Here is a 20,078-nt window from a genome sequence, read left to right as displayed (position 1 = left end):
ATTGCATACAATCGCTAGTGAGCCGGATGTTGTATGGTTTGTCAAGCATGTGGTATGGAATTGCAGGACCGAGTGTATACAATGAGCCAAGCCTTCAGACTGAAGCAGTCGATCGAAGACGCTGTGATGGCTGGGGAATTTCGACCAGGCGATCGCTTGGACGAGGCCTCGCTGGCCGAACGATTCGGGGTGTCGCGGACCCCCATCCGGGAGGCGCTGCTTCAGCTCGGCGCCGAAGGCTTCATCGATGTTCGGCCGCGACGCGGGGCCATCGTCAGCGTTCCGTCACCCACCCGGCTTTTCGAAATGTTCGAGACCATGGCCGAGATCGAAAGCGCCTGCGGACGCTTGGCCGCGCGTCGGCTTACGCCCGAGAGCGATGCCGCAATGGAAGCCGCGCACCATGCCTGCGAGGAGGCTGTTCGCAACGCAGACAGCGAGCAATACTACGCTGACAACCGCAATTTTCACGAAGCGATCTACCGCGCCAGCCGCAACGGCTTCTTGGCCGATCAAGCCTTCGCCCTGCACAAGCGCTTGAGCGCCTATCGGCGTATCCAGCTTCGCGCGCGTAACCGTCTGCTGCAATCGCTGCAGGAGCACGCCGGGATTCTCGAAGCGATCCGCGCCGGCGACGAGCAGCTCGCCGCGAGCCGTCTTCACAGCCACGTATTGGTACAGGGTGAGCGGTTCTCGGACATGGTGCTGGGGCTCACGCAGGACCGATCTGTGCCGGCAGGCACCAGAAGTGGAGCAGGCAGGTAAAGGGGGCGTGCTTATGCGCGAGCTGGCTCTCGAACCTCAATGGGTTCATCTCGCAGCCCCTCAGCCATATTCCTCGCCGATGCCGTATTCCCGGTAGATCTCGAGCGGATCGGTGTCCGGAAACAGGCGGCATTTGGCCTGGGCGAGGTGCAGGCTCACCTCCGACGGCTCCTTGCCGTTCGCAAGCATCTTGCGGATGTCGTCCATATGCGCGCTCGGCTGGTGTTTTGGTTCGAGCTGCTCCAGCGCGACGAGCGCGGTCGCCAGGGCCTCGGTCAAAACCCAGTCGTCATGGCCCGTGATTCCCTTCCTCGGCATCGGCAGACCCCCATGCGGTGGCTGTGCCATTGTACCGTAGCTTCCGCCGAATCTCCATCGCCCTGCCGGCGACCTCGCGTTGACGTGGAAGAGGTCGGCTAAAAGGCGGCCGGCAATCGTATCCTTGTTGAAACAAAATTGGCATAGAGGGGGGCGTACCGCTCAGGGGCTGGAGCCAGCATGATCTTTCTAAGCTTCGTCTACCGCTTCGTGACCAACTTCGCGTTCATGGCGATGGTCTATTTCAGCCTGAACTTCATGGAGAAATACCAGAACCGGGCGATCATGGCGATCCTGGTGCTGGTCTATGCCGGCATGCGCGCGGCCTCGACGCTGCGCGCGTTCTATTTCTACCAGAAGATCGAGAAGCTCGAAGCCGAGACCAGGCGCCTTCAGGGCCCGATCAATGACGGCTCGGGCGGAACGAACGCGCGCAAGCAGGTCGTGGCCGACGTTGCGCGGCTGCGCCGCGACGGCGAGCTCAAGTCCTATATGGACCTGTTCTTCCTGGCGCTGATCGTGCTGCTTTGCGTCGCCAACATCATGCGGCAGTAGAAGCTTACTGCGCGCGCTTCTTCAGGCTCGCCACGCGGGTCGGATGCGGCGCGGCGCTTTTGGGCGCAGTGCCCTTGGCTTCCACAGCATGCTTCGGAGCCGCGGGCGCCGCATGTGCGGTCCGGTGCGCGCGCGGCTTGCCGGCCTTGATGCTTACAGACTTGCCTTTACCCGCACGAGGCGTCTCGGCCGCCATCGCCAGGCGTGTTGCGGCGCGCCGCGACAAGGTCGTGGACAGCAGCACCTCGACCGAGCCCTCGGGGATCGCAAACAGGTCGCGTCCGGGCACGGGCAGGGTGGCCGCGACATTTGCCAGCGCCATGGTCTTGCGCGGCAGCAGCGGTTGATGCCCGGTCTGCGCGTTGAGGTCGGCAAGCAAGGGCGCGGGCAGCGTCCTGGTCTGCGTGAACACGAAGCCCGGCACGGACGGCCAGCGCGCGATCGGCGTCGTCTCGGTCGGCGGATGCAACAGCCATTCCACCGGCGTGGTCGGCGTCGCCGGCCGCTCGGCGGTCGCGGGCACCACGTGCACGATGCGATAGCCGCGCGCCTTGAGGTCGCGGATGATCTTCGGCAGCGCCGCCACGGTGCGGGCCTGGATGTCGTGCAGCAGCAAAATGCCCTTGCCCTTGGCCTCCAGCCGCTGCATCGCGAGCTGATAGACGCGGTCGGACGACACGTGCCGCCAGTCGTCGGCCGGGAAGTCGGCGCTCCAGATCTGGATGCCGCGCGAGATCAAATAGTTCTCGACGCCCTCGGCGCGCATCAGGCCGGGAATGCGGAAGAACGGCGCGAGCTTCGAAGGATCGGTCATCGCGGCCGAGGTCCACTCGATGCCGCCGTTGATCTCGGGCTCGAATTTTTCGATTGGCATCCGGTCGAACGTCAGCGGATGGTCCATGCTGTGCGTGCCGACGGTGTGACCCGCCGCCACCAGCTTGCGCACGCCTTCCGGGTTCGCCTTGGCCTGTCCGCCGATGATGAAGAAGGTCGCCTTGATGCACTCGTCGTCGAGCATCTTGAGGATCTGGTTCGAATATTTCGGCAGCGGACCGTCATCGAAGGTCAGGACCACTTCGTGGTCCTTGAGCGGCAGCGTCTCGCGGTACTGCATGGTGCCGATGCGCGGATGCTCGCGCGGATCGACGACGAGGGTGCGGGAGGTCCCGAGTGCGTCGGGACGGCCGGGGCAGTCCGCCGCAAGCGCCGCCGGCGCGCCGATGGTCAGCATTCCCAAGCAGAGGACGATCCACGACCGCGTCCGGACAACAACGCTACTTCCGATCATGAACCCGTCTGCCCCCTGATGCGATGGCCGCCATAGTAGGTCGGAGACATCAGGAAACGGTTCAGGCGCAAGAACCCTTGCCAACAACCCGTGCCATGCAGGCCCCCTCGATATTTGCATGGCGTATCATGAACAGACTGTTAATAGGCCCCAAATCGCCCCATTTTGCGCCGGCGTGACATTCCGGCATCAGCGCGTATCGGCGTTCTTCTGTGATGTTCCCGCCGACACCAAATGAACGACGCGAAAACCGTTGTCCCTGAGGTATCGCAGGAAGGCCGGCATGATCGCGGCGGTGCGGGCCTTGGGGTCATGGAAGAGGACGATGCCCTTGCCGGCGGCGGCCAGGCGCTCGGTGACGAGCTTCAATTCCTGCTCCGGCGTCATCTCGTTCCAGTCGCTGGCCCACAGGTCGGCCCCGAACACGACCATGCCGCGCGACTGCAGCAGGTCGAGCTGCGCTTGCGTCGCCTCGAAATAGGGGAAGCGGAAGAACGGTGTCGAGGGCGTCGTGGTCGACACGCCCTTCAGGGCCATTTCGTCGGCTGCAATGCCGCGGTCGATCTCGGCCTTCGCCTTGTCGAACGGGATCCGCGCCATGAACGGGTGCGACCAGGTGTGATGGCCGATGGTGTGACCCTCGCGCGCGATGCGCTTGACCATGTCGGGATGCGCGGAGGCGTGCAGGCCGATCAGGAAGAAGGTCGCGCGGACGCATTCCTGTGCCAGCGCCGCCAGCACCTTCGACGTCGTCGGCGGGTTCGGGCCATCGTCGAAGGTCAGCACGACCTCGTGATCGGCCAGAGGCAGCGTCTGCGGGAAGCTCTTCAGGCCGACGCGCGGCGTGGTCCTGGCATCGACGCCGAGAACCCGCGAGGTGCCGAGCGCATCCTTGCGCGGGCACTCGGCGGCCGGCGCCGAGGCAATGCCGGCGAGGGTCGCGAGGATCGCGCCCAGCGACAGCGAGGTCCACCTCAGTCGAGACATCTTTGTCATTGCGCTGGCCGTTGCCTTGTGGGTATTGCCTGAACCATCAGCTCAGACCGCTCGTTCCAACCTGTCAACGGCGAGACGCGCCATGGATGAACATATGGACGGTGCCCCATCCGCCGAGGCCTCGGTACTCGACCACGTGCCGATGCGCAACGAGGACGGCGAAATTCGTCACGAATTCGTCGAGGAGATCGCCCGTGCGATCGAGGCCGGTGACAGCCCGGCGCTGCGCGCTTGCGTCGCCGAGTTGCACGAGGCCGATCTCGGCGATCTGATCGGCGCGCTCGAGCCCGACGACCGCGTCCGCCTGGTCGAGCTCACCGGCCGCGACTTCGACTTCTCCGCACTGAACGAAGTGGACGAGAGCGTCCGCGAGGAAATCCTCGAGGAGCTGCCGCCGGAGACGGTCGCCGAAGGCGTCCGTGAGCTCGAATCCGACGATGCGGTCGAGCTGCTGGAAACGCTCGACCAGGAGGAGCAGGAGGAAATCCTCGAGAAGCTGCCGCTCAAGGAGCGCGTCGCGCTCGAGCGCAGCCTGCTTTATCCGGAAAATTCCGCCGGCCGCCGCATGCAGACCGAGTTCATCGCGGTGCCGCAGGATTTCACCGTCGGGCAGGCGATCGACTACATGCGCGAGACGCCGGATCTGCCCGACCGCTTCTACGAGATCTACGTCGTCGACAGGGACCAGCACTGGCAGGGCGCGGTCTCGCTCGATGTGCTGCTGCGCGCCCGCCGCCCGGTGGCGCTTGCCGAGCTGACCGACGAGGACCGCCGCCGCGTCTCCGTCCTGGAGGACCAGGAGGAGGTGGCGCGCATGTTCGGCAAGTACAATCTCGTCGCAGCACCGGTGCTCGACACCCAGGATCGCCTGGTCGGCGTCATTACCGTCGACGACGTCGTCGACGTGATCGAGGAGGAGGCGGACGAAGACCTCAAGGCGCTCGGCGGCGTCACCAGCGACGAAGAGCTCTCCGACACCGTGTTCACCATCGCGCGCGCGCGGTTCAACTGGCTGCTGGTCAATCTCGCCACCGCCTTTCTCGCATCGTCCGTGCTCGGCCTGTTCGAGGGCCAGCTCGAGAAGATGGTGGCGCTCGCCGTACTGGCGCCGATCGTGGCGAGTCAGGGCGGCAATGCCGCGACTCAGACCATGACGGTCGCGGTGCGGGCGCTGGCGACGCGCGAGCTCGGCTCCTCCAACGCCTGGCGCGTCGTGATGCGCGAAGGCTTGGTCGGCCTCGTCAACGGCCTCGCCTTTGCCGTGATCACGGGCATCGCGGCGGTGGCCTGGTTCAGGATCCCCGGCCTTGGCATGGTCATCGGGCTTGCGATCATAGTCAACCTCGTCGCCGGCGCGCTTGGCGGCATCCTGATCCCGATGGCGCTCGACCGCGTCAGGGCCGATCCGGCCGTGGCCTCCGGCACCTTCGTCACCACGGTGACCGACGTGGTCGGCTTCTTCTCCTTCCTGGGGATTGCGACGTTGTGGTTCGGGCTGAGGTAGGCGCGTTTCAGGCGCCTCTCTCTCTCTCTCTCTCTCTTCGTTATTGCGAGCGCATCGAAGCAATCCAGAATCCCTCCGCGGTGGCAGTCTGGATTGCTTCGTAGCAAGAGCTCCTCGCAATCACGGGGCAGGCAGCGGAGGCACCCTACTCTCGTGTCCCGGGCGCGCTGCAACGCCCTTTGCGTTGCAGAATCGGGACCCAGAAAGCGGCGCGGTACGCTGCGGCGAGATGGGCCCCGGCTCGGCAGCGCACCGCCCGAAGAGGGCGCTGCGCTGCGTCCGGGGCACGGGTCTCATCATCTTTAATCCGACCTTAAGCGACCTGCCGCATCATCGTCCTCGCTTGGGGGAATGGGCATGCGGTTGCGGCTGAAAGCGGACGGACGGATCGTCGAGTTGCGGAACGGAGAAGAGTTTCCGGTCCAGCCCGCGGCTCATGCTGCGCCGGCCGACACCGGCTCGCTCGCCGTGCGCGATCTGCGCCGCCGCGCCTGCCTCACGCAGATGGAGTTCGCCGCCAAGCTCGGCGTCCCCGTCGAGACCATCCGCAACTGGGAGCAGGGCAAGCGCGCCCCGCGGGGGCCTGCCCGCGCGCTGCTCGCCGTGATCGCGCATGCACCGGAGGCGGTGTTCCAGGCGCTCGCCAAAGCCTGACAAGCCTTCACGCGAACGTCCCGTTAGCAATGCGCCGAAGATCCGGCCCGGCGGCTGACGGCTTCCGTTGGCACGATGACCGGCGAGGTCCATACTGCCGTCAGGGGCTGCCGCAACAGGAGAGGATTCCTCATGCTGTTCGTCGAGGCCAATGGCGCAAGGATACCGGCGATCGGGCTCGGGACCTGGGAGCTGAGCGGGCGCACCTGCGCCCGCGTGGTCGAGCAGGCGCTGCGGCTCGGCTATCGCCACATCGACACTGCGCAGGTCTACGAGAACGAGCGCGAGGTCGGCGACGGCTTGCGCTCCTCCGGTGTGCGGCGTGACGACGTCTTCCTCACCACCAAAGTCTGGACCAACCATTTCGCGCCCCACGATCTCGAACGGTCGGTCAAGGAGAGCCTCGCGCGCATGCGGCTCCCGTCCGTCGATCTGTTGCTGCTGCACTGGCCCAATTCGCATGTGCCGCTGGAGGAGACGCTGGGCGCACTGTCGCATGCCAAGCGCATGGGCCTGACCCGCCATATCGGCGTCTCCAATTTCACGGTGGCCCTGGTCGAGCAGGCGGTGGCGCTGTCGGCCGAGCCGCTCGTCTGTAACCAGGTCGAATACCATCCATATCTCGACCAGGCGAAGGTGAGGGCGGCCTGCGACCAGCATGGCCTCGCGCTGGTGGCGTATAGCCCGATCGCGAAGGGGCGCATCAAGTCCGACCAGAGCCTTGCGGCGATCGGCCGCGCGCACCGCAAGACGCCGGCACAGATCTGCCTGCGCTGGCTGGTGCAACAGAATGTGTGCGCGATCCCGCGCACCTCGCGCGTCGAACGTCTGTCGGAAAACATCGAGATCTTCGATTTCGAGCTCTCGGACGAGGAGATGGCACAGGTCGCCGCGCTGGCCAATCCCAGGGGACGCCTGACCGATTTCGGCTTCGCGCCGAAATGGGATTGAGGGGAGAGCACGGTATGCTAGGAGCAGGGCGGCAACCCAAGACCGGTCGATGGAACTGCGGAAGATCATACGGACGGACATTGCAGCGTCGGCGATCGCGCATCTGACGCTGGTGGCGCTGATCATCGTGATCAGCGAAGTCCATCCGTTCCACGCTGCGGCGCCCGAGACTGTCACCGTCGATATCGTCACGCCGGAGCAGGTGAAGCAGGAGGAGGAGAAGGCCGAGGAGAAAGCCAAGGAGGAGGCAAAGGAGAAGCCGCCGGAGCCCGAGCTGAGATTGCCGAAGCTGGATTTCACCGACAGGGACAAGGCGGAAACAGCGCCGAAGCCCGCGGCGAAGCAGCAGGCCGCAGCGCCATCGCAGAAACAGCAAGCCTCGCCCGAACCGCAGCAGCAGAAGCAACCACAGTCACAGCCTACGCAGACGCCGCAGCAGCGCGAGGCGACCGCACAGCCGCAGCCTCAACAACCGCAGCCGCAGCCATCGCAGTTGCCGCCGCAACAGCCGATGCCCCAGGCGATGCAGCAGCCACCCGCACAGCCGCCGCCACAAGCAATGCCGCAGCAGCAGGCCGCGCCGCCGCCGGCCTATCAGGCCCCGGAGCCCGACGTCACTGTCAAATACGGCGTCATGCTGGGCCTGCCGCCTGAATTGCCGGGGGAGCTGCCGAAAGACGCCCCCAAGGACGATGGCGGCGACGCCAAAGATTCAATTGCCGCCAAGCTGCCGCCCGAGATCATCGCCGCGCTTCGCCGCCATTTGCGAAGCTGCGCCAAGCTGCCGGCCGGGGTCGCCCCGACCGACCCGGTGCGCATCAAGCTGCGTGCGGTGTTCGCCACCGACGGCACACTTGCACGCGAACCGATCCTGATCGAAGCCCCGCCCTCGGTGAAGGGTGTGGCGATGGTGAAGTCTGCGATGGCCGCGCTCCAGGCCTGCCAGCCCTACAAGATGCTGCCGGCCAATTTGTACGGCGAATGGAAGGTGATGGACCTGCCGTTCTCGCCGCGGGATTTCGGCGGTGGGTAGCTTGCTGCCATTGCTACCCGTTGGCGGCGAGGCAGGCGCGAACTTTGTCGGCAGCAGGCTTCGGCACTGCGTGCGCTCGCCACTGCTCGCGCGTGGCACCAGCGGAGGCGAGGCAGCGGTTGATGTTTCGGTCATATGTGGCGCGGGACATACTGTCACGCTTGGTCTGGCAGGCCGGATCGCCGCCGCATTCGTAAAGCGGAGCCGCTTTGGCGGCCGATAGTCCGAGAACCGTCACCGCGGCAGCAATCATCAGCTTGTTCATTTCGCCCCCGACATTATGCGTTGAGTCGTTTCAATCCCTTGAGCGTATAGCGTGTGGAATTGTTGTCTGCAATCTTAGACGGCAACCGTGCTTGCCGATCTCAGCCCAATCGGCCTCGTTGCCTGTCGGGCAAAACACCGCAGTTGTTTTCGGGACCTTCACTGTCAACCCGCGCCCGCAAAAATATTCCGCTTTACCGAAATTCGGAAACGGCGTATCTGTCGGCCTATCCCGGCTCGACCTTGAGGGGCGATCGTACGTCGTCACGATGCGCGAGCCGGGGTGCGGTGGACGCGGCAGCGTCGGCACGAGAGGTGCGGGCAGGGCGGGTAGTCCCTGTGAGCCCGTGGCCGCGTGCGACGGACGGCGCTGAAAGGTTCGTCTCGCCAACATTTTTCCAGCCGGGTGTACACCGCCGGAGAACCCTGTGGCGAAATGGCGGGCCGTGCGTACGGCAAAACCGTGTGGTCCTGGCCGTCGTTGCTACGGTCAAGCTTTCGCGGAGGTGTGTGCGAGCCCAACCGGGCGGACAGCATCGTCAATTCGCGAGGTGAGGGAGGCCAGAAGGAAAGTTCGGCTCCCGGGAGAGCGCGGCATAAGCCGTCCGACCATCGCGCAGGGAAGGCCGAGTGATTGGCACCACCTGTATGCTGCTGTGCGGTTTTTCTGCGTGTGCTTTTCGCGCAGCAGACCGCGGGTGCGAGGTCAGCACCCGGCCTTCCCTGCGCCCTCTTGGCTTACAGGGTGGAGTGACCAGGCAAAGCTCGGGCGAATGCGCAGCGAGAAGGCGGAGGTGTATTTGCGAGTCGAAGATGTGTGCGACATACTCCGCTCTTGTGCCCCGGACGCAGCGCAGCGTCCCTTCGACGGTGCGCTGCTGAGCCGGGGCCCATGTCTCCCAGCAATCTGTGCCGCTATCTGGGTCCCGGCTCTGCGCCGCAACGCTTGCACGTTGCAGCTTGTCCGGGACACGCGGAGCTAGTTCATTGACCATGACCGCGCTTCCGCACCTCACCATCCGCCACCACCTCCGGCGCCATCGCCGCCCAGGCACTCGACGCGAACTGCCGGCGCCAGGTCACGATCACCACGGCTGCCGTGGTCACGAACAGCACCCAGGGGCTGACGAACCAGCCGAGATAGCCGAGCGCGAAGAAGAAGGCGCGCTGGCCACGGTTGAAGTGACGGCCGGCGGATTCGAACAGGCGCGAGGTGCGGATGACGTGGGCCTCGGCCTCGGGCGTGTCGCGGAGCGAGGCCGGCGGCATGCCGCCGAACAGGATCGCGACATAGTTGAACAGGCGATAGGACCAGGCGAACTTGAAGAACGCGTAGACGCAGATCAGCACCAGGCCGACGCATTTCAGCTCCCACATGGCAGGGGACGTGCTGAGGTCGATCGGCAGCTTGCTCAGAATCGTGATGGCGTCGTTGGTGGCGTGCAGCAGCGCCAGCGCGCCGCCGAGCGCGATCAGGCTGGTGGAGGCGAAGAAGGCGGTGCCGTTCTGCAGCGAGGCCATGATCTGCATGTCGACCATGCGGGTGTCGCGATCGAGCAGGCGGCGGACCCAGACCTCGCGATAGCGGTTCATGCGCGCCGACAGGCTGTCGCGGCCGTAGGCGGAGTGCTCCAGCGTCAGGGCATAGACCAGCCATTCGATCATGAAGAAGCCGACCGCCGTGATGTCGACCCAATGCCTGCTCATGTCGCTCTCCTCGCGTGGACCGCAACGATTGCCACGCATGCCGCCGTGCGGCAACGATTGATTGGCGGCAGGCGATGGCGCTAAAAGCAGCCGCATCCACAGGACTTCAGGAAGGACCAGGGACATGGCAGCGCTCAAGCTTGCGATCGGCAACAAGAACTACTCGTCATGGTCGATGCGGCCGTGGCTTGCGCTCCGCGCCAACGACATCCCGTTCGTGGAAACGGTCATCCCGCTCTACACCGACAACCCCGCCGACAAGGAGCAGATTCTCTCCTTTAGCCGCGCCGGCAAGGTGCCGGTGCTGGTCGACGGCGACATCACGGTGTGGGATTCGCTCAGCATCATCGAATACATCGCCGAGCGTTATCCGGAAGTGAAGCTGTGGCCCGACGATGTCGGCGCCCGCGCCCACGCTCGTTCGGTGTGCGCCGAGATGCATTCCGGCTTCATGGCCCTGCGCAACGAATGCGGCATGAATCTGCACCGTCCTGTGCGCCCGGTGACGCTGTCGGCGGATGCCAAGGCGAACATCGCGCGCATCCAGGAGATCTGGCGCGAGTGCCGGACGCGCTACAGCGCCAACGGACCGTTCCTGTTCGGCCGCTTCGGTGCGGCGGATGCGATGTATGCCCCGGTCGTGCACCGCTTGCGCACTTACGCCGTCGAGGTCACGCCGGAGACCAAGGCCTACATGGAGACGATGATGGCGCTGCCGGCGTTCCAGGAATGGACCCGCGATGGGCTCGCCGAAACGCTTCTTATCGAGAGGTTCGAGGACGCCTGATCGGCGGTCTGACCGGACGCCGCCGGCCGCGTGCCGGCCGGCGGCGCTGGTGCCCGGAAACGACCGGGATCAGGGACTCACCCGGGGCTGCGGCGGCAACCTGCGACAATGCCCCCTGAATGCGCGGCGCCGGCGCTGTCATCAGTCCACCGGTTGATCTCTATCCATTTGAAAAGATTGCAAAATATACACGTTTGCCATGCTCGCATGAGGCTGGCCAAAAAGGCCGCATGCATGCTATACAGCGCCTGGGTTTCTGGCCGGCCGCCGCAGTGGGGATCATGGGCGAGGCAGGCGTTGTTTGGGTGATGGAGAGGGTGTTGAAGCACAAATTTCCGATTGGAACGCGGGTATTGTTCACGGCCAGCAACGTCGCGCGCCCGGCTGCCAGCGGCTCGTACGAGGTCATCCGTCTGCTGCCGACCGATGGCGACGACTGCCAGTACCGGATCAAGAGCTCGACCGAAGCCTTCGAACGCGTCGCCAAGGAAAGCCAGCTCGCGCTCTCCTGAAGGCTGATCGCGCCGCATTGGCGCCTCCTGGAAACTTGTGCCCTGCCGCCGTCAAAAGGCCCGCTTCACCTCAACAAGGTGCGAGGGGGGCAGTTGCCGGTTCGCGGTGCTCGCTTTGACCATTCGCTCGCTGCTCGCGTGAGGGGACGTCGCGCATGAACTGGGCATGGGCCGCTTCGCTCGACCAAATCTGGCGCTCGCCCGCGATGTGGACGACGCTGGCGGTTGCCGGCATCTTCGGACTGATTCTCCTGATCACGCTGCTGCGCGCCGAGAGGTCGGTCGCCAACGGCGCGCTGGCCGTCATCACGCTGCTTGCCATTGCCATTGCGGGGGCTGCCACTGTGCGCGTCTATGGACCGGCAGAGCAGGCGGCCCCGGCCGAGGCGCGCGCGCAGGCGGCGGTCATCGCCGGCCTGCCGGCGCTGTCCTGTCTCGACGATCTCGCCGGCAACGCCGTGGCGATTGGCTGCGAGAAAGCGCTGTTCGGCGCACCTGACACGGCGGCCGCGGCCGTCGCCTACACCGCCGCCAGGATCGACCGGCTGACCGCGCTCGGCGATGCCGCGACCGCCGAGAAGGGCCTGACGCTCGACATGAAGATGCTGCGTAGATCGCTGGAGCGTGATCGCTACGGCCTCGTCTCGCAGGTGCTGGTCGCGCGCGACGGCTGCACGCCGTTCGATTGCGCCGCCTTCCGCTCGCTGAGCGATCAGCAGCAGGTCGCCGCCAACATGGATTCGCATCTCTACGACACCCTGGTCGCGCGCTATGCGCCGACCTGGAACGCGCCGGCAATGGCGCCCTCGACGCCGGGCACGGCGGCGCTTGCCGGGCTGCCGCCCTCGATGCCGACGGGCAAGCCGACCAACGCGGAGTTCCCGAGCGCCTCGTCGACGCCGCCGGTGAGCATCATGAATCCGGAGCCGCCCACGGCTGCAACGCGCCAGGCCGCGCCTGCCGCAGGCGCAGCGCCGGCTCCACGCGCGCCGGCTGCGACCTCCGCGCAGGCCGCCGCTCCCGCGGCAGCGCCTGCGGCCGCGAAGAAGCAGCCGGCCGCGAAGCGCGCGCCAGCCGCGGCACCGGTTCCGCTGGCCCCGCCGGCCGCGACGCCGCCTGCCGCGGCTGCGGATAACGAATAGATCGGCTTTGAAAACGCGTGGCAGGCCCGCTAATGCTGGGACATGCCGCTACATCTGATCAAGCTCGCCGTCGGCTGCGACTCCGTCAAGGAATTGAAGGGGTGGATTGCCGAACGGATGCAGACCGCCAGGAAGAAGGGTCTGCCGCAACATCACATCCACATCACCCGCATGGTGCCTAAGCGCGACACCGAGATCCTGTCGGGCGGGTCGCTCTATTGGGTTATCAAGGGCGAGATCGCCGCCCGCGAAAAGATCATCGGCATCGAGCCGTTCCGCGACAAGGACGGCATCGGGCGCTGCCGCATCGTGATGCAGCCGAAGGTGATCGCGGTGTCGCCGCGGCCGATGCGCCCGTTCCAGGGCTGGCGCTATCTCACCGACGATTCCGTGCCGCTCGATCTCGGCAAGTCCGCCGCAGGCTCGATCGCGGCCATGCCGGAGCCGATGCGGCGCGAGCTGCGCGATCTCGGATTGCTCTAGACCGCGATATTGTCGATCAGCCGGGTCGCGCCGAGCTTGGCTGCGACCAGGATCCGCAAGCGGCCGTCGTTGCGTGATGTGACCGGCGCGAGCGTCTCGGCGTGGCGGACCTCGAAATAGTCGAGGGCAAAGCCGGCCGCCTTGATCGTCTCGGCACCGCGCGCGATCGCCGGCTTGATCGCTTCGCCGGCCCGGATGCGGCCGGCACTGTCCTTCATGGCACGGTAGAGGACGGTGGCGGTCTGCCGCTCCTCCGGCGAGAGGTAGACGTTGCGCGAGGACATCGCAAGCCCGTCGCGCTCGCGCACGGTGCGGGAGCCGATCACCTTGACGCCGAGGTCGAGGTCGCGCGCCATCTGCGAGACCACCCGCAGCTGCTGAAAGTCCTTCTCGCCGAAGATCGCAAAGTCCGGCCGGCATTGCGTGAACAGCTTGCCGACGACGGTGGCGACGCCGCCGAAGAAGTGCGGGCGGAAGCGGTCCTCGAGTCCCGCGAGTGCCGGCCCCTCCGGAACGATGCGGGTCGCAAAGCCGTCCGGATACATGGCCTCGACGCCGGGGCGCCAGACGATGTCGACATCCTCGGCCGCAAGCTTGGTGATGTCGGCCTTCCAGGTGCGCGGATAGGCACCAAAATCCTCGGTCGGAGCGAACTGGGTCGGATTGACGAAGATCGACACCACGACGCGGCTGGCGCGCCGTTTGGCGAGGCGCACCAGCGACACATGCCCGTCATGGAGCGCCCCCATGGTCGGAACCAGCGCGATCGTGGCCTTTCGCTTGCGAAGATTGTCGATGGCGCGCCGCAAGGCGGGGACCGTGCGGGCGATCAAGGGGCTTGGTGGCATCAGAACTCGACAGGGTTGGGATAGGAGGCGGGCGCATCCCGGCGCCCGGCCGGCTAACCTTAACAAGCGGCGATCGTGGACGCCATGCATCCGGATGCGGCACAGCATCCCGCGCCAGGCCGCGCACGATGTCGCGACATTGTGGGCTGGATCACAGACGCGCATCGATGCCGTGATTCATGATGAAGAACGGCGCAGTGCGAATTGCATTTCATGTCACGCATTTCACTTGACCGCAGACGCGGTCAACTCGAAGATATTCGTCAGGGGCGTTGGGGATCACTATGCTTGTGCAGGCTAGCCAAGGCCAATCCGGCTCGGCGCATGTGGTCGTGCTCGGCAACGAGAAGGGCGGCTCCGGCAAGTCGACCACGGCCCTGCACATCGCGGTCGCGCTGCTGAAGGCCGGCCAGCGCGTCGCCACCATCGATCTCGACTGCCGCCAGCAGAGCTTCACCCACTACATCAACAACCGCTCCGCCTGGGCGCGCCGTACCAAGCTCGACCTCGAACTGCCGGTGCACCGCTGCATCAAGCTCGGCGAGACCATGCAGATCGCCGAGAACGAGAATTCCGAGTTCCAGCAATTCATGGAGGCGGTCTCGGCGGTCGAAAGCAGCTTCGATTTCATCGTCATCGATACGCCCGGCACCGATAGCTACCTGATGCGGCTTGCGCACTCGATGGCCGACACGCTGGTCACGCCGATCAACGACAGCTTCCTCGATTTCGACGTGCTCGGCACCGTCGATCCTGCCAACTACGCGGTCACGGGCGAGAGCCACTATGCCGAGATGGTGCGGGACGTCAGGCGCAAGCGCCGCCAGCTCGACGGCTCCAGCACCGACTGGATCGTGGTGCGCAACCGTCTGTCGATGCTCGGCTCCCGCAACAAGCAGCTCGTCGCCGAGGGCCTGAAGGATCTGTCGCTGCGGCTCGGCTTCCGCTACGTCGACGGTTTCGCCGAGCGCGTCGTCTACCGCGAGTTCTTCCCGCGTGGCCTCACCGCGCTCGACGAGATCGACGAGGCGACGCTCGGCATGCGGCCCAATCTCGGCCATCTCACCGCGCGGGAGGAGGTGACGAGCCTGCTCCGCCAGCTCAAGCTGCCGCTCGACGAGCGCGGCCGCCGCCGTGCGGCAAATCGCGCCGAGTGGTTCAGTCAGGTCGACAAGCCGCTCGAGGTCCACGACATCCTCGGCGCCTGAGGCGGCGGTATAGCGCTACTTCCTGCCGCCGGTTCCCGCTGGAACTGAGTCCGCGCTCGGCCGTTTCACCTTGTGTTTACTGCGAAATTGAACCCAATCGAGACCGGTTGCGTCGGATGGTGACCTGCATCCTGACGTAGCCGTATGAAAGGGGATGCCCAACAAGCGTGTGCGGCGCACAATGAAAGGGCTGCCGGTTCACAATATTTAGCCTTCCTGTCACGCGGCTGTGACATATATTAGCGAATAGGCGACCAGGGGCCGAAGAGCCCTAGAGAACACGATTTTCAACAGGGATTCAGGCCACAAGAGCCTGAGGCTGAGGACGAAAATGAAGCGTGGAATTGCCGTTCTGGTTTCGGTCAGTGCCCTCTGCGGCGTCGCCTATTTCACGGCGAGCAAGTGGGCCATCAAGCACGAGACCATCACCTTCTACGACGCTTCGCGCGACAACCGTCCCGTGCCTGTCGATATCGCGGTGCGCCGCGACAAGGAAATGCAGGCCAACGCCGGCATGATCACGCTGCCGGTCGCCGTGATCAATCACGGCAACACAGTCAAGAACACCGAATACGGCTTCCTCGCCAACATCTTTGCGGCGCGCGGCTACATGGTCGTGAGCCCGCAGCATGATCTGCCGACCGATCCTCCGATGGTGACCAAGCCCGGCGAGCTCTATGTCGGCCGCCTGCCGCAGATCCTGCGCGGCGTCGCCAACATCCATCTCGCCATGCAGGAAATGAAGAAGGTTCAGCCCAACGCCGACTACGACAGGGTGACGATGGTCGGCCACTCCATGGGCGGCGACATCACGATGTATTTCGCCAAGCAGTATCCGGACGAGGTCAAGAAGGTCGTCACGCTCGACAATCTGCGCGTGCCCTTCGTCACCGCCGGCAAGTTCAAGATCCTGTCGTTCCGTTCCACAGATCCGCAGTTCAAGGCTGATGCGGGCGTGATCCCGACCGACGAGGAATGCGAGAAGGCCGGCATCCAGGTCGTGAAGACCGAATTCCAGCACAACGACATGCGCGACACCGGTCCGGACGTGGCCAAGAACTCGATCCAAGGCATGCTCGACAGGTTCCTGAGCGATACCGACAGCGCGGTCGCGCCCGTCGACACCCGCTCTTCGCCGCCGAACATTCTCGAGCCCGGTCCGGTCGCTCTGATGGCGCCTGCCAAAAGCTGACACCGCTCTGATCCTCAAGCACGGCTTCCAAGCCTCCGTCGGTACCCGCCGGCGGAGGCTTTGCACATTGACCGGGCAGCATGCGCTATCCACATTAGCCGCTCACAAGGTGCAAGCAGGATGCCGGGCGAACCCATCAAACCGCGCGGCCGCGATGCCGTCTCGGCTCAGCAAGAGGGCTCGGTGCCGCAAGCCGGGACCTCGGCGTCCGAGGACATCGCCGCGTTCGTCGCCAGGGCGCGTGCGCTCTCGCCGCATGCGCCCGGCGCGAAGGGGCGCCTGATCTTCGCGCTTGACGCGACGATGAGCCGGCAGCCGACCTGGGACATGGCCTGCGCACTTCAGGCGGACATGTTCCGCGAGGCCGCAGCCGTCGGCAGCCTCGATATCCGGCTCGTCTACTATCGCGGCCTCAGCGAGTGCCGCGCCTCGGGCTGGATCTCGGACAGTGCCAGGCTCGCGACGCTGATGAGCAGGATCGACTGCCGCGGCGGCGACACCCAGATCGGCAAGGTGCTGAGCGATGTGCGGCGCGAGGCGGTGGCATCCGGCGTGCGCGCCGTGGTGTTCGTCGGCGACGCCATGGAGGAGAAGCTCGACGAGCTCTGCACCAAGGCGGGCGAGCTCGGCATGCTCAAGGTGCCCGTGTTCGTGTTTCAGGAGGGCGACGACGCCGTGGCCGAGCGGGCCTTTCGCGAGATCGCGCGCCTGACCGGCGGGGCCTGGTGCCGGTTCGATCCCGGCGCGGCGGCGCAGCTCCGCGACTTGCTGCGCGCTGCCGCGGCCTATGCCGCCGGCGGCCGGGAGGCGCTGCTGAAACTGGCGCAGAGCGCGGGCGGCGCGGCAAAGCTGATCGGCCAGATGAAGTAGCACCGGCGCGATCCGAGGCGGGACAAGGACACCATGCTTTTTGACAGCAGGGCGACTATATTCCGGCCATGACCCTGATCGCCGGCGCCGTCGCAATTATCACGCTTTATCTGCTGCTCCAGATGTTCCGCTCCGCCAATCCGGCGGTATTGGCACGCACCATCAAGTTCGGTGGCGGCGTGGTGGCGCTGGCGGTCGCGGCGTTCACGGGCTTGCGCGGCGAATTGGCGGTCGCGATCCCGCTTGGGATTTTTGGTGCCGGGCTGCTCGGCTGGACGCCGCTGTCGAATGCCGCCTTCGGCAACATCGGCGGGCTGTTTGGCGGCGGCGGCGCGACGCGCCCGACCGGTCAAGCCTCGCGTGTGCGCTCGCCATTCCTGGACATGCGGCTGGATCACGATTCCGGCCAGCTCGCTGGCCGGATCGTTGCCGGGCCTCACGCCGGGCGCGACCTCGACGAGTTCGATCTCGCCGCGCTGCTTTCGATGGCCCCGGCATTCGACGCCGAGAGCGTGGCCCTACTTGAAAGCTATCTGGACCGCCGGTTTCCCGCCTGGCGTCAGAACGCGCAGGGCGATGCGGCAGGGCGGCAGCGCCGCACGGCGTCGAGCGGCAAAATGACGGCGGAGGAAGCCTATCAGATCCTTGGCTTGCAGCCGGGCGCGGGGCGCGACGACATCAGCCGGGCTCACAAGTCCCTGATGAAGAAACTCCATCCCGACCAGGGGGGCTCGACGTATCTCGCTGCCCGTGTGAACGAGGCCAAGGATACTCTGCTTCGCACGCATAACGGCTAACTCCAGCACTACGCTACAAACGCCAGTACCGTGTGAGCTCCGCTTGCTCTGTTTGCCGTCGCCCCGATGCCCGCCATTGTCGGCGTGGTCGATCCCTTGAGCAAAAATTTAACCGTAAATTGTTGACGAGAGGTTGTCGTGGAACTGACTTTGCGTGCTCCGCATCCCCAAAACAAAAATGCCCGCGCGAGGCGCGGGCATTTTGATTGGAGCGGTGCGAACGATCAGTTTCGGACGGTGATGCAGGAGATGTCGGCGCGCTTCAGGGCGCGGCAGACGGCTTCGGCCTGGTCGCGCTCGAGCCCGGCGAAACGGGCCCGGTAAAGCTTGCGATTGTCCTTGGCGACGACCGGCTCGGTAAACGGGTCGGCCTTGCTGAGCAGGCCGCGGGCCGAGCTGCGCGCGGCGTCGATGCGCTGCTGGGCTTCGTTCTCGCTCTCGAGCGCGCCGACCTGGACGATCCAGCCGCTGTGGGCGACGACCGGCTTGGTGGTGGCGCTCATCTGGATCGGATGCGGCGTCGGATCGGCGGAGGCAAGCTTCGGAGCCGGAGCAGGGGCCGCGGCGGTTGCCGCCGGCAGCACGCCGAGGATGCCGTTGCCGGTGCCGAAGCCGGCGGGCTGACGGGGCATCTCGGCGCGGGCGATCTCGGCCTTCGGCGCTTCCGGCTGGCTCGTGATCTCGGGCTTGTTGACGAGGTCGGCGCGGGCGACGACGGCGCCGGAGGTCTCCGCGACCTCGGAGCGGGACGCAATCGTGCTGGTGACCTGCGGTGCAACCTGCGCCGGGGCGGCAGAGGCGACCTTCACGGTGCCGGCCTTGACCTGAACGGTCTTGACCCGGACCGGCTTCATCGGCTCGGACGAGCCGGGGATGATCGAGAGCGGCTGGCTTGAAATCACACCATTGGTGAGTGGCGCGGGCTCGATCCTGGATTCAGTCGGCCGAACTTCGGGCTTGCTGATTTCCGCTCTGGGCTGAGCTGGCGGCACCGCCGCAGTCGCAGCCGCAAGCGTCGACAGGCGCGCGGCAAGGCGGGACGGGGCGGGTTCGGGGGCAGCAGCGGCCTGGACCTGCGGAGCGGAGCGGGCCGGGGTATCAGAGGCATCGGCGACCTCGGCAGCGGCATCAGAGCCGTTGCGCTCAGTGACCGCCGCGACGGTGTGGGTGGTTGCGCCCTTCTCGAGATTTTCCGCGAGCAGGTTACGCATGATGGCGTCGCGGGAGCCGCCGCTGCGGCCGCCCAGCACCACGCCGATCAGATGGCGGTTGCCGCGGCGCATCGAGGTCACGAGGTTGAAGCCGGAAGCGCGGGTGTAGCCGGTCTTGATGCCGTCCACGCCCTCGACGCTGCCGAGCAGGCGATTGTGGTTGCGGATCGACTGTCCGCGCCAGTTGAACGTCGAGGTCGCGAAATAGCGATAGTAGCGCGGGAAGCGTTCCTGGATGGCGCGGCCGAGCGTGGCCTGGTCGCGTGCGGTCGTGACCTGCTCGTCGTTGGGAAGGCCGTTGGCGTTGCGGTAGACGGTCCTGGACATGCCGAGCGAGCGCGCCTTGCGCGTCATCATCTGGGCGAAGTCGTCCTCGTCGCCGGCAATCGCTTCCGCGATCACCACGGCCGCATCGTTGGCCGAGCGGGTGACGAGACCCTTGATCGCGTCCTCGACGCGAATGGTCTGGCCGGCGCGCAGGTTCAGCTTGGTCGGATCCTGATCGGCCGCGTGCTTGGACACCGGCATCTCGGTGTCGAGCTTCATCTTGCCGGACTCGAGGCGCTCGAACAGCAGATAGAGCGTCATGATCTTCGTCAGCGAGGCCGGATGGCGGATCCCGTCGGGGCTCGTGCCGTGGAGCACGGCGCCGGAATTGGCGTCGACGATGATCGACGCGAATTTCGGGCTAGAACTCTCGGACACATCGCGCTGCACCCGGTGGTGCGCGTGATGGCGCCGGTGACGCCGTGCCTCGGCAGCATCGGTGGTGAAGATGACTGCGATGGTGACCGTAAGAAGTCCGAAAACGCCGACCCGCGCCAAGCGCGAGGAAGACAAGTTTTTACGAAGCATGAAACCCCGTCCCCGTTTCTGACTTGATCACCGGCCCGTGAGGCGAAATTGTGCCCACTGGAGCCGGGATCATTACCTGCTCAGGCTGTCCCTCCGCTGGTGTTCACTGCGGGGGACCTTGGGCCTGAACCGCTGTTC

At 65.7% G+C, this 20,078-nt stretch carries 21 protein-coding genes; 14 read left to right on the top strand and 7 right to left on the bottom strand.

All coding sequences use genetic code 11. From position 1 onward, the window contains the following. The first annotated feature begins 81 nt into the window (after positions 1 to 81). Positions 82 to 765: a GntR family transcriptional regulator gene (locus QSV46_RS21715; RefSeq protein ID WP_314956285.1), complete on the top strand. Its 684-nt coding sequence runs from the start codon at positions 82 to 84 to the stop codon at positions 763 to 765. Positions 766 to 825: 60 nt separating this feature from the next. On the opposite strand, the gene QSV46_RS21710 is transcribed toward QSV46_RS21715, so the two are convergent. Beyond that, positions 826 to 1,083: a hypothetical protein gene (locus tag QSV46_RS21710; protein WP_314956282.1), complete on the bottom strand. Its 258-nt coding sequence runs from the start codon at positions 1,081 to 1,083 to the stop codon at positions 826 to 828. Between the two features lie 180 nt (positions 1,084 to 1,263). Here QSV46_RS21710 and QSV46_RS21705 point away from each other — a divergent pair, with 180 nt between their 5' ends. Then, positions 1,264 to 1,638, top strand: a complete 375-nt coding sequence (locus tag QSV46_RS21705) for a hypothetical protein (protein WP_314956281.1) — start codon at positions 1,264 to 1,266, stop codon at positions 1,636 to 1,638. A gap of 4 nt (positions 1,639 to 1,642) precedes the next feature. Here QSV46_RS21705 and QSV46_RS21700 read toward each other — a convergent pair whose 3' ends face one another. Further along, positions 1,643 to 2,926, bottom strand: coding sequence for a polysaccharide deacetylase family protein (locus QSV46_RS21700; RefSeq protein WP_314956280.1), 1,284 nt, complete (start codon positions 2,924 to 2,926; stop codon positions 1,643 to 1,645). A gap of 189 nt (positions 2,927 to 3,115) precedes the next feature. After that, entirely contained in the window at positions 3,116 to 3,922 is an 807-nt protein-coding gene (locus tag QSV46_RS21695) for a polysaccharide deacetylase family protein (protein ID WP_314956278.1), read from the bottom strand. Positions 3,923 to 4,004: 82 nt separating this feature from the next. Here QSV46_RS21695 and mgtE point away from each other — a divergent pair, with 82 nt between their 5' ends. The 4 genes from mgtE to QSV46_RS21675 all read left to right on the top strand — a co-directional run bounded on the left by mgtE (position 4,005) and on the right by QSV46_RS21675 (position 8,064). Continuing rightward, the gene (mgtE, locus tag QSV46_RS21690) at positions 4,005 to 5,426 is read left to right on the top strand and encodes a magnesium transporter (RefSeq protein WP_314956276.1); all 1,422 of its coding nucleotides are present in this window, start codon (positions 4,005 to 4,007) and stop codon (positions 5,424 to 5,426) included. A 351-nt stretch (positions 5,427 to 5,777) separates the two neighbouring features. Then, positions 5,778 to 6,080 (top strand): helix-turn-helix domain-containing protein, encoded by a 303-nt coding sequence (locus tag QSV46_RS21685; RefSeq protein WP_314956274.1) that lies wholly within the window; start codon positions 5,778 to 5,780, stop codon positions 6,078 to 6,080. A 132-nt stretch (positions 6,081 to 6,212) separates the two neighbouring features. Further along, positions 6,213 to 7,031, top strand: a complete 819-nt coding sequence (locus tag QSV46_RS21680; RefSeq protein WP_314956271.1) for an aldo/keto reductase — start codon at positions 6,213 to 6,215, stop codon at positions 7,029 to 7,031. Positions 7,032 to 7,080: 49 nt separating this feature from the next. Then, positions 7,081 to 8,064, top strand: a complete 984-nt coding sequence (locus QSV46_RS21675) for a hypothetical protein (protein ID WP_314956268.1) — start codon at positions 7,081 to 7,083, stop codon at positions 8,062 to 8,064. 13 nt (positions 8,065 to 8,077) lie between these two features. On the opposite strand, the gene QSV46_RS21670 is transcribed toward QSV46_RS21675, so the two are convergent. Together QSV46_RS21670 and QSV46_RS21665 are read right to left on the bottom strand one after the other, a co-directional pair. Beyond that, positions 8,078 to 8,329 carry a hypothetical protein gene (locus tag QSV46_RS21670; protein WP_314956266.1) on the bottom strand — a complete coding sequence of 84 codons (252 nt, stop codon included), beginning with the start codon at positions 8,327 to 8,329 and terminating at the stop codon, positions 8,078 to 8,080. 983 nt (positions 8,330 to 9,312) lie between these two features. Continuing rightward, positions 9,313 to 10,035 carry a DUF599 domain-containing protein gene (locus QSV46_RS21665; RefSeq protein WP_314956263.1) on the bottom strand — a complete coding sequence of 241 codons (723 nt, stop codon included), beginning with the start codon at positions 10,033 to 10,035 and terminating at the stop codon, positions 9,313 to 9,315. Positions 10,036 to 10,159: 124 nt separating this feature from the next. Between QSV46_RS21665 and QSV46_RS21660 the strand changes: the two genes are divergently transcribed. From QSV46_RS21660 to QSV46_RS21645, 4 genes are all read left to right on the top strand, one after another. Beyond that, entirely contained in the window at positions 10,160 to 10,822 is a 663-nt protein-coding gene (locus QSV46_RS21660) for a glutathione S-transferase family protein (protein WP_314956260.1), read from the top strand. Positions 10,823 to 11,130: 308 nt separating this feature from the next. Next, complete coding sequence (locus QSV46_RS21655; protein WP_018321158.1) at positions 11,131 to 11,334, top strand: hypothetical protein; 204 nt, start codon at positions 11,131 to 11,133, stop codon at positions 11,332 to 11,334. A 155-nt stretch (positions 11,335 to 11,489) separates the two neighbouring features. Then, the gene (locus tag QSV46_RS21650; RefSeq protein WP_314956257.1) at positions 11,490 to 12,476 is read left to right on the top strand and encodes a hypothetical protein; all 987 of its coding nucleotides are present in this window, start codon (positions 11,490 to 11,492) and stop codon (positions 12,474 to 12,476) included. A gap of 42 nt (positions 12,477 to 12,518) precedes the next feature. After that, positions 12,519 to 12,959 carry a DUF1489 domain-containing protein gene (locus QSV46_RS21645; RefSeq protein WP_314956254.1) on the top strand — a complete coding sequence of 147 codons (441 nt, stop codon included), beginning with the start codon at positions 12,519 to 12,521 and terminating at the stop codon, positions 12,957 to 12,959. Here the strand turns inward: QSV46_RS21645 and panC are convergent. Beyond that, positions 12,956 to 13,807, bottom strand: coding sequence for a pantoate--beta-alanine ligase (panC, locus tag QSV46_RS21640; RefSeq protein ID WP_314956252.1), 852 nt, complete (start codon positions 13,805 to 13,807; stop codon positions 12,956 to 12,958). The two genes, QSV46_RS21645 and panC, sit on opposite strands and share 4 nt — an antisense overlap. A gap of 284 nt (positions 13,808 to 14,091) precedes the next feature. Here panC and QSV46_RS21635 point away from each other — a divergent pair, with 284 nt between their 5' ends. From QSV46_RS21635 to QSV46_RS21620, 4 genes are all read left to right on the top strand, one after another. After that, the gene (locus tag QSV46_RS21635) at positions 14,092 to 15,015 is read left to right on the top strand and encodes a division plane positioning ATPase MipZ (protein WP_314956249.1); all 924 of its coding nucleotides are present in this window, start codon (positions 14,092 to 14,094) and stop codon (positions 15,013 to 15,015) included. 331 nt (positions 15,016 to 15,346) lie between these two features. Continuing rightward, on the top strand, positions 15,347 to 16,207 hold the full coding sequence (locus QSV46_RS21630; RefSeq protein WP_314956246.1) for an alpha/beta fold hydrolase: 861 nt from the start codon (positions 15,347 to 15,349) through the stop codon (positions 16,205 to 16,207). Positions 16,208 to 16,327: 120 nt separating this feature from the next. Continuing rightward, positions 16,328 to 17,077: a VWA domain-containing protein gene (locus QSV46_RS21625; RefSeq protein ID WP_314956244.1), complete on the top strand. Its 750-nt coding sequence runs from the start codon at positions 16,328 to 16,330 to the stop codon at positions 17,075 to 17,077. 68 nt (positions 17,078 to 17,145) lie between these two features. Then, positions 17,146 to 17,874, top strand: coding sequence for a DnaJ domain-containing protein (locus QSV46_RS21620; protein WP_314956242.1), 729 nt, complete (start codon positions 17,146 to 17,148; stop codon positions 17,872 to 17,874). Positions 17,875 to 18,098: 224 nt separating this feature from the next. Here the strand turns inward: QSV46_RS21620 and QSV46_RS21615 are convergent, their stop codons facing one another. Continuing rightward, positions 18,099 to 19,940 carry a D-alanyl-D-alanine carboxypeptidase gene (locus tag QSV46_RS21615; protein ID WP_314956240.1) on the bottom strand — a complete coding sequence of 614 codons (1,842 nt, stop codon included), beginning with the start codon at positions 19,938 to 19,940 and terminating at the stop codon, positions 18,099 to 18,101. Between the last annotated feature and the right edge of the window lie 138 nt (positions 19,941 to 20,078).

The organism is Bradyrhizobium cosmicum (assembly GCF_032290525.1).
GTDB lineage: Bacteria > Pseudomonadota > Alphaproteobacteria > Rhizobiales > Xanthobacteraceae > Bradyrhizobium > Bradyrhizobium cosmicum_A.
The sequence above is the reverse complement of the archived record's forward strand: the minus strand, read 5'-3'. Positions and strand labels throughout refer to the sequence as shown.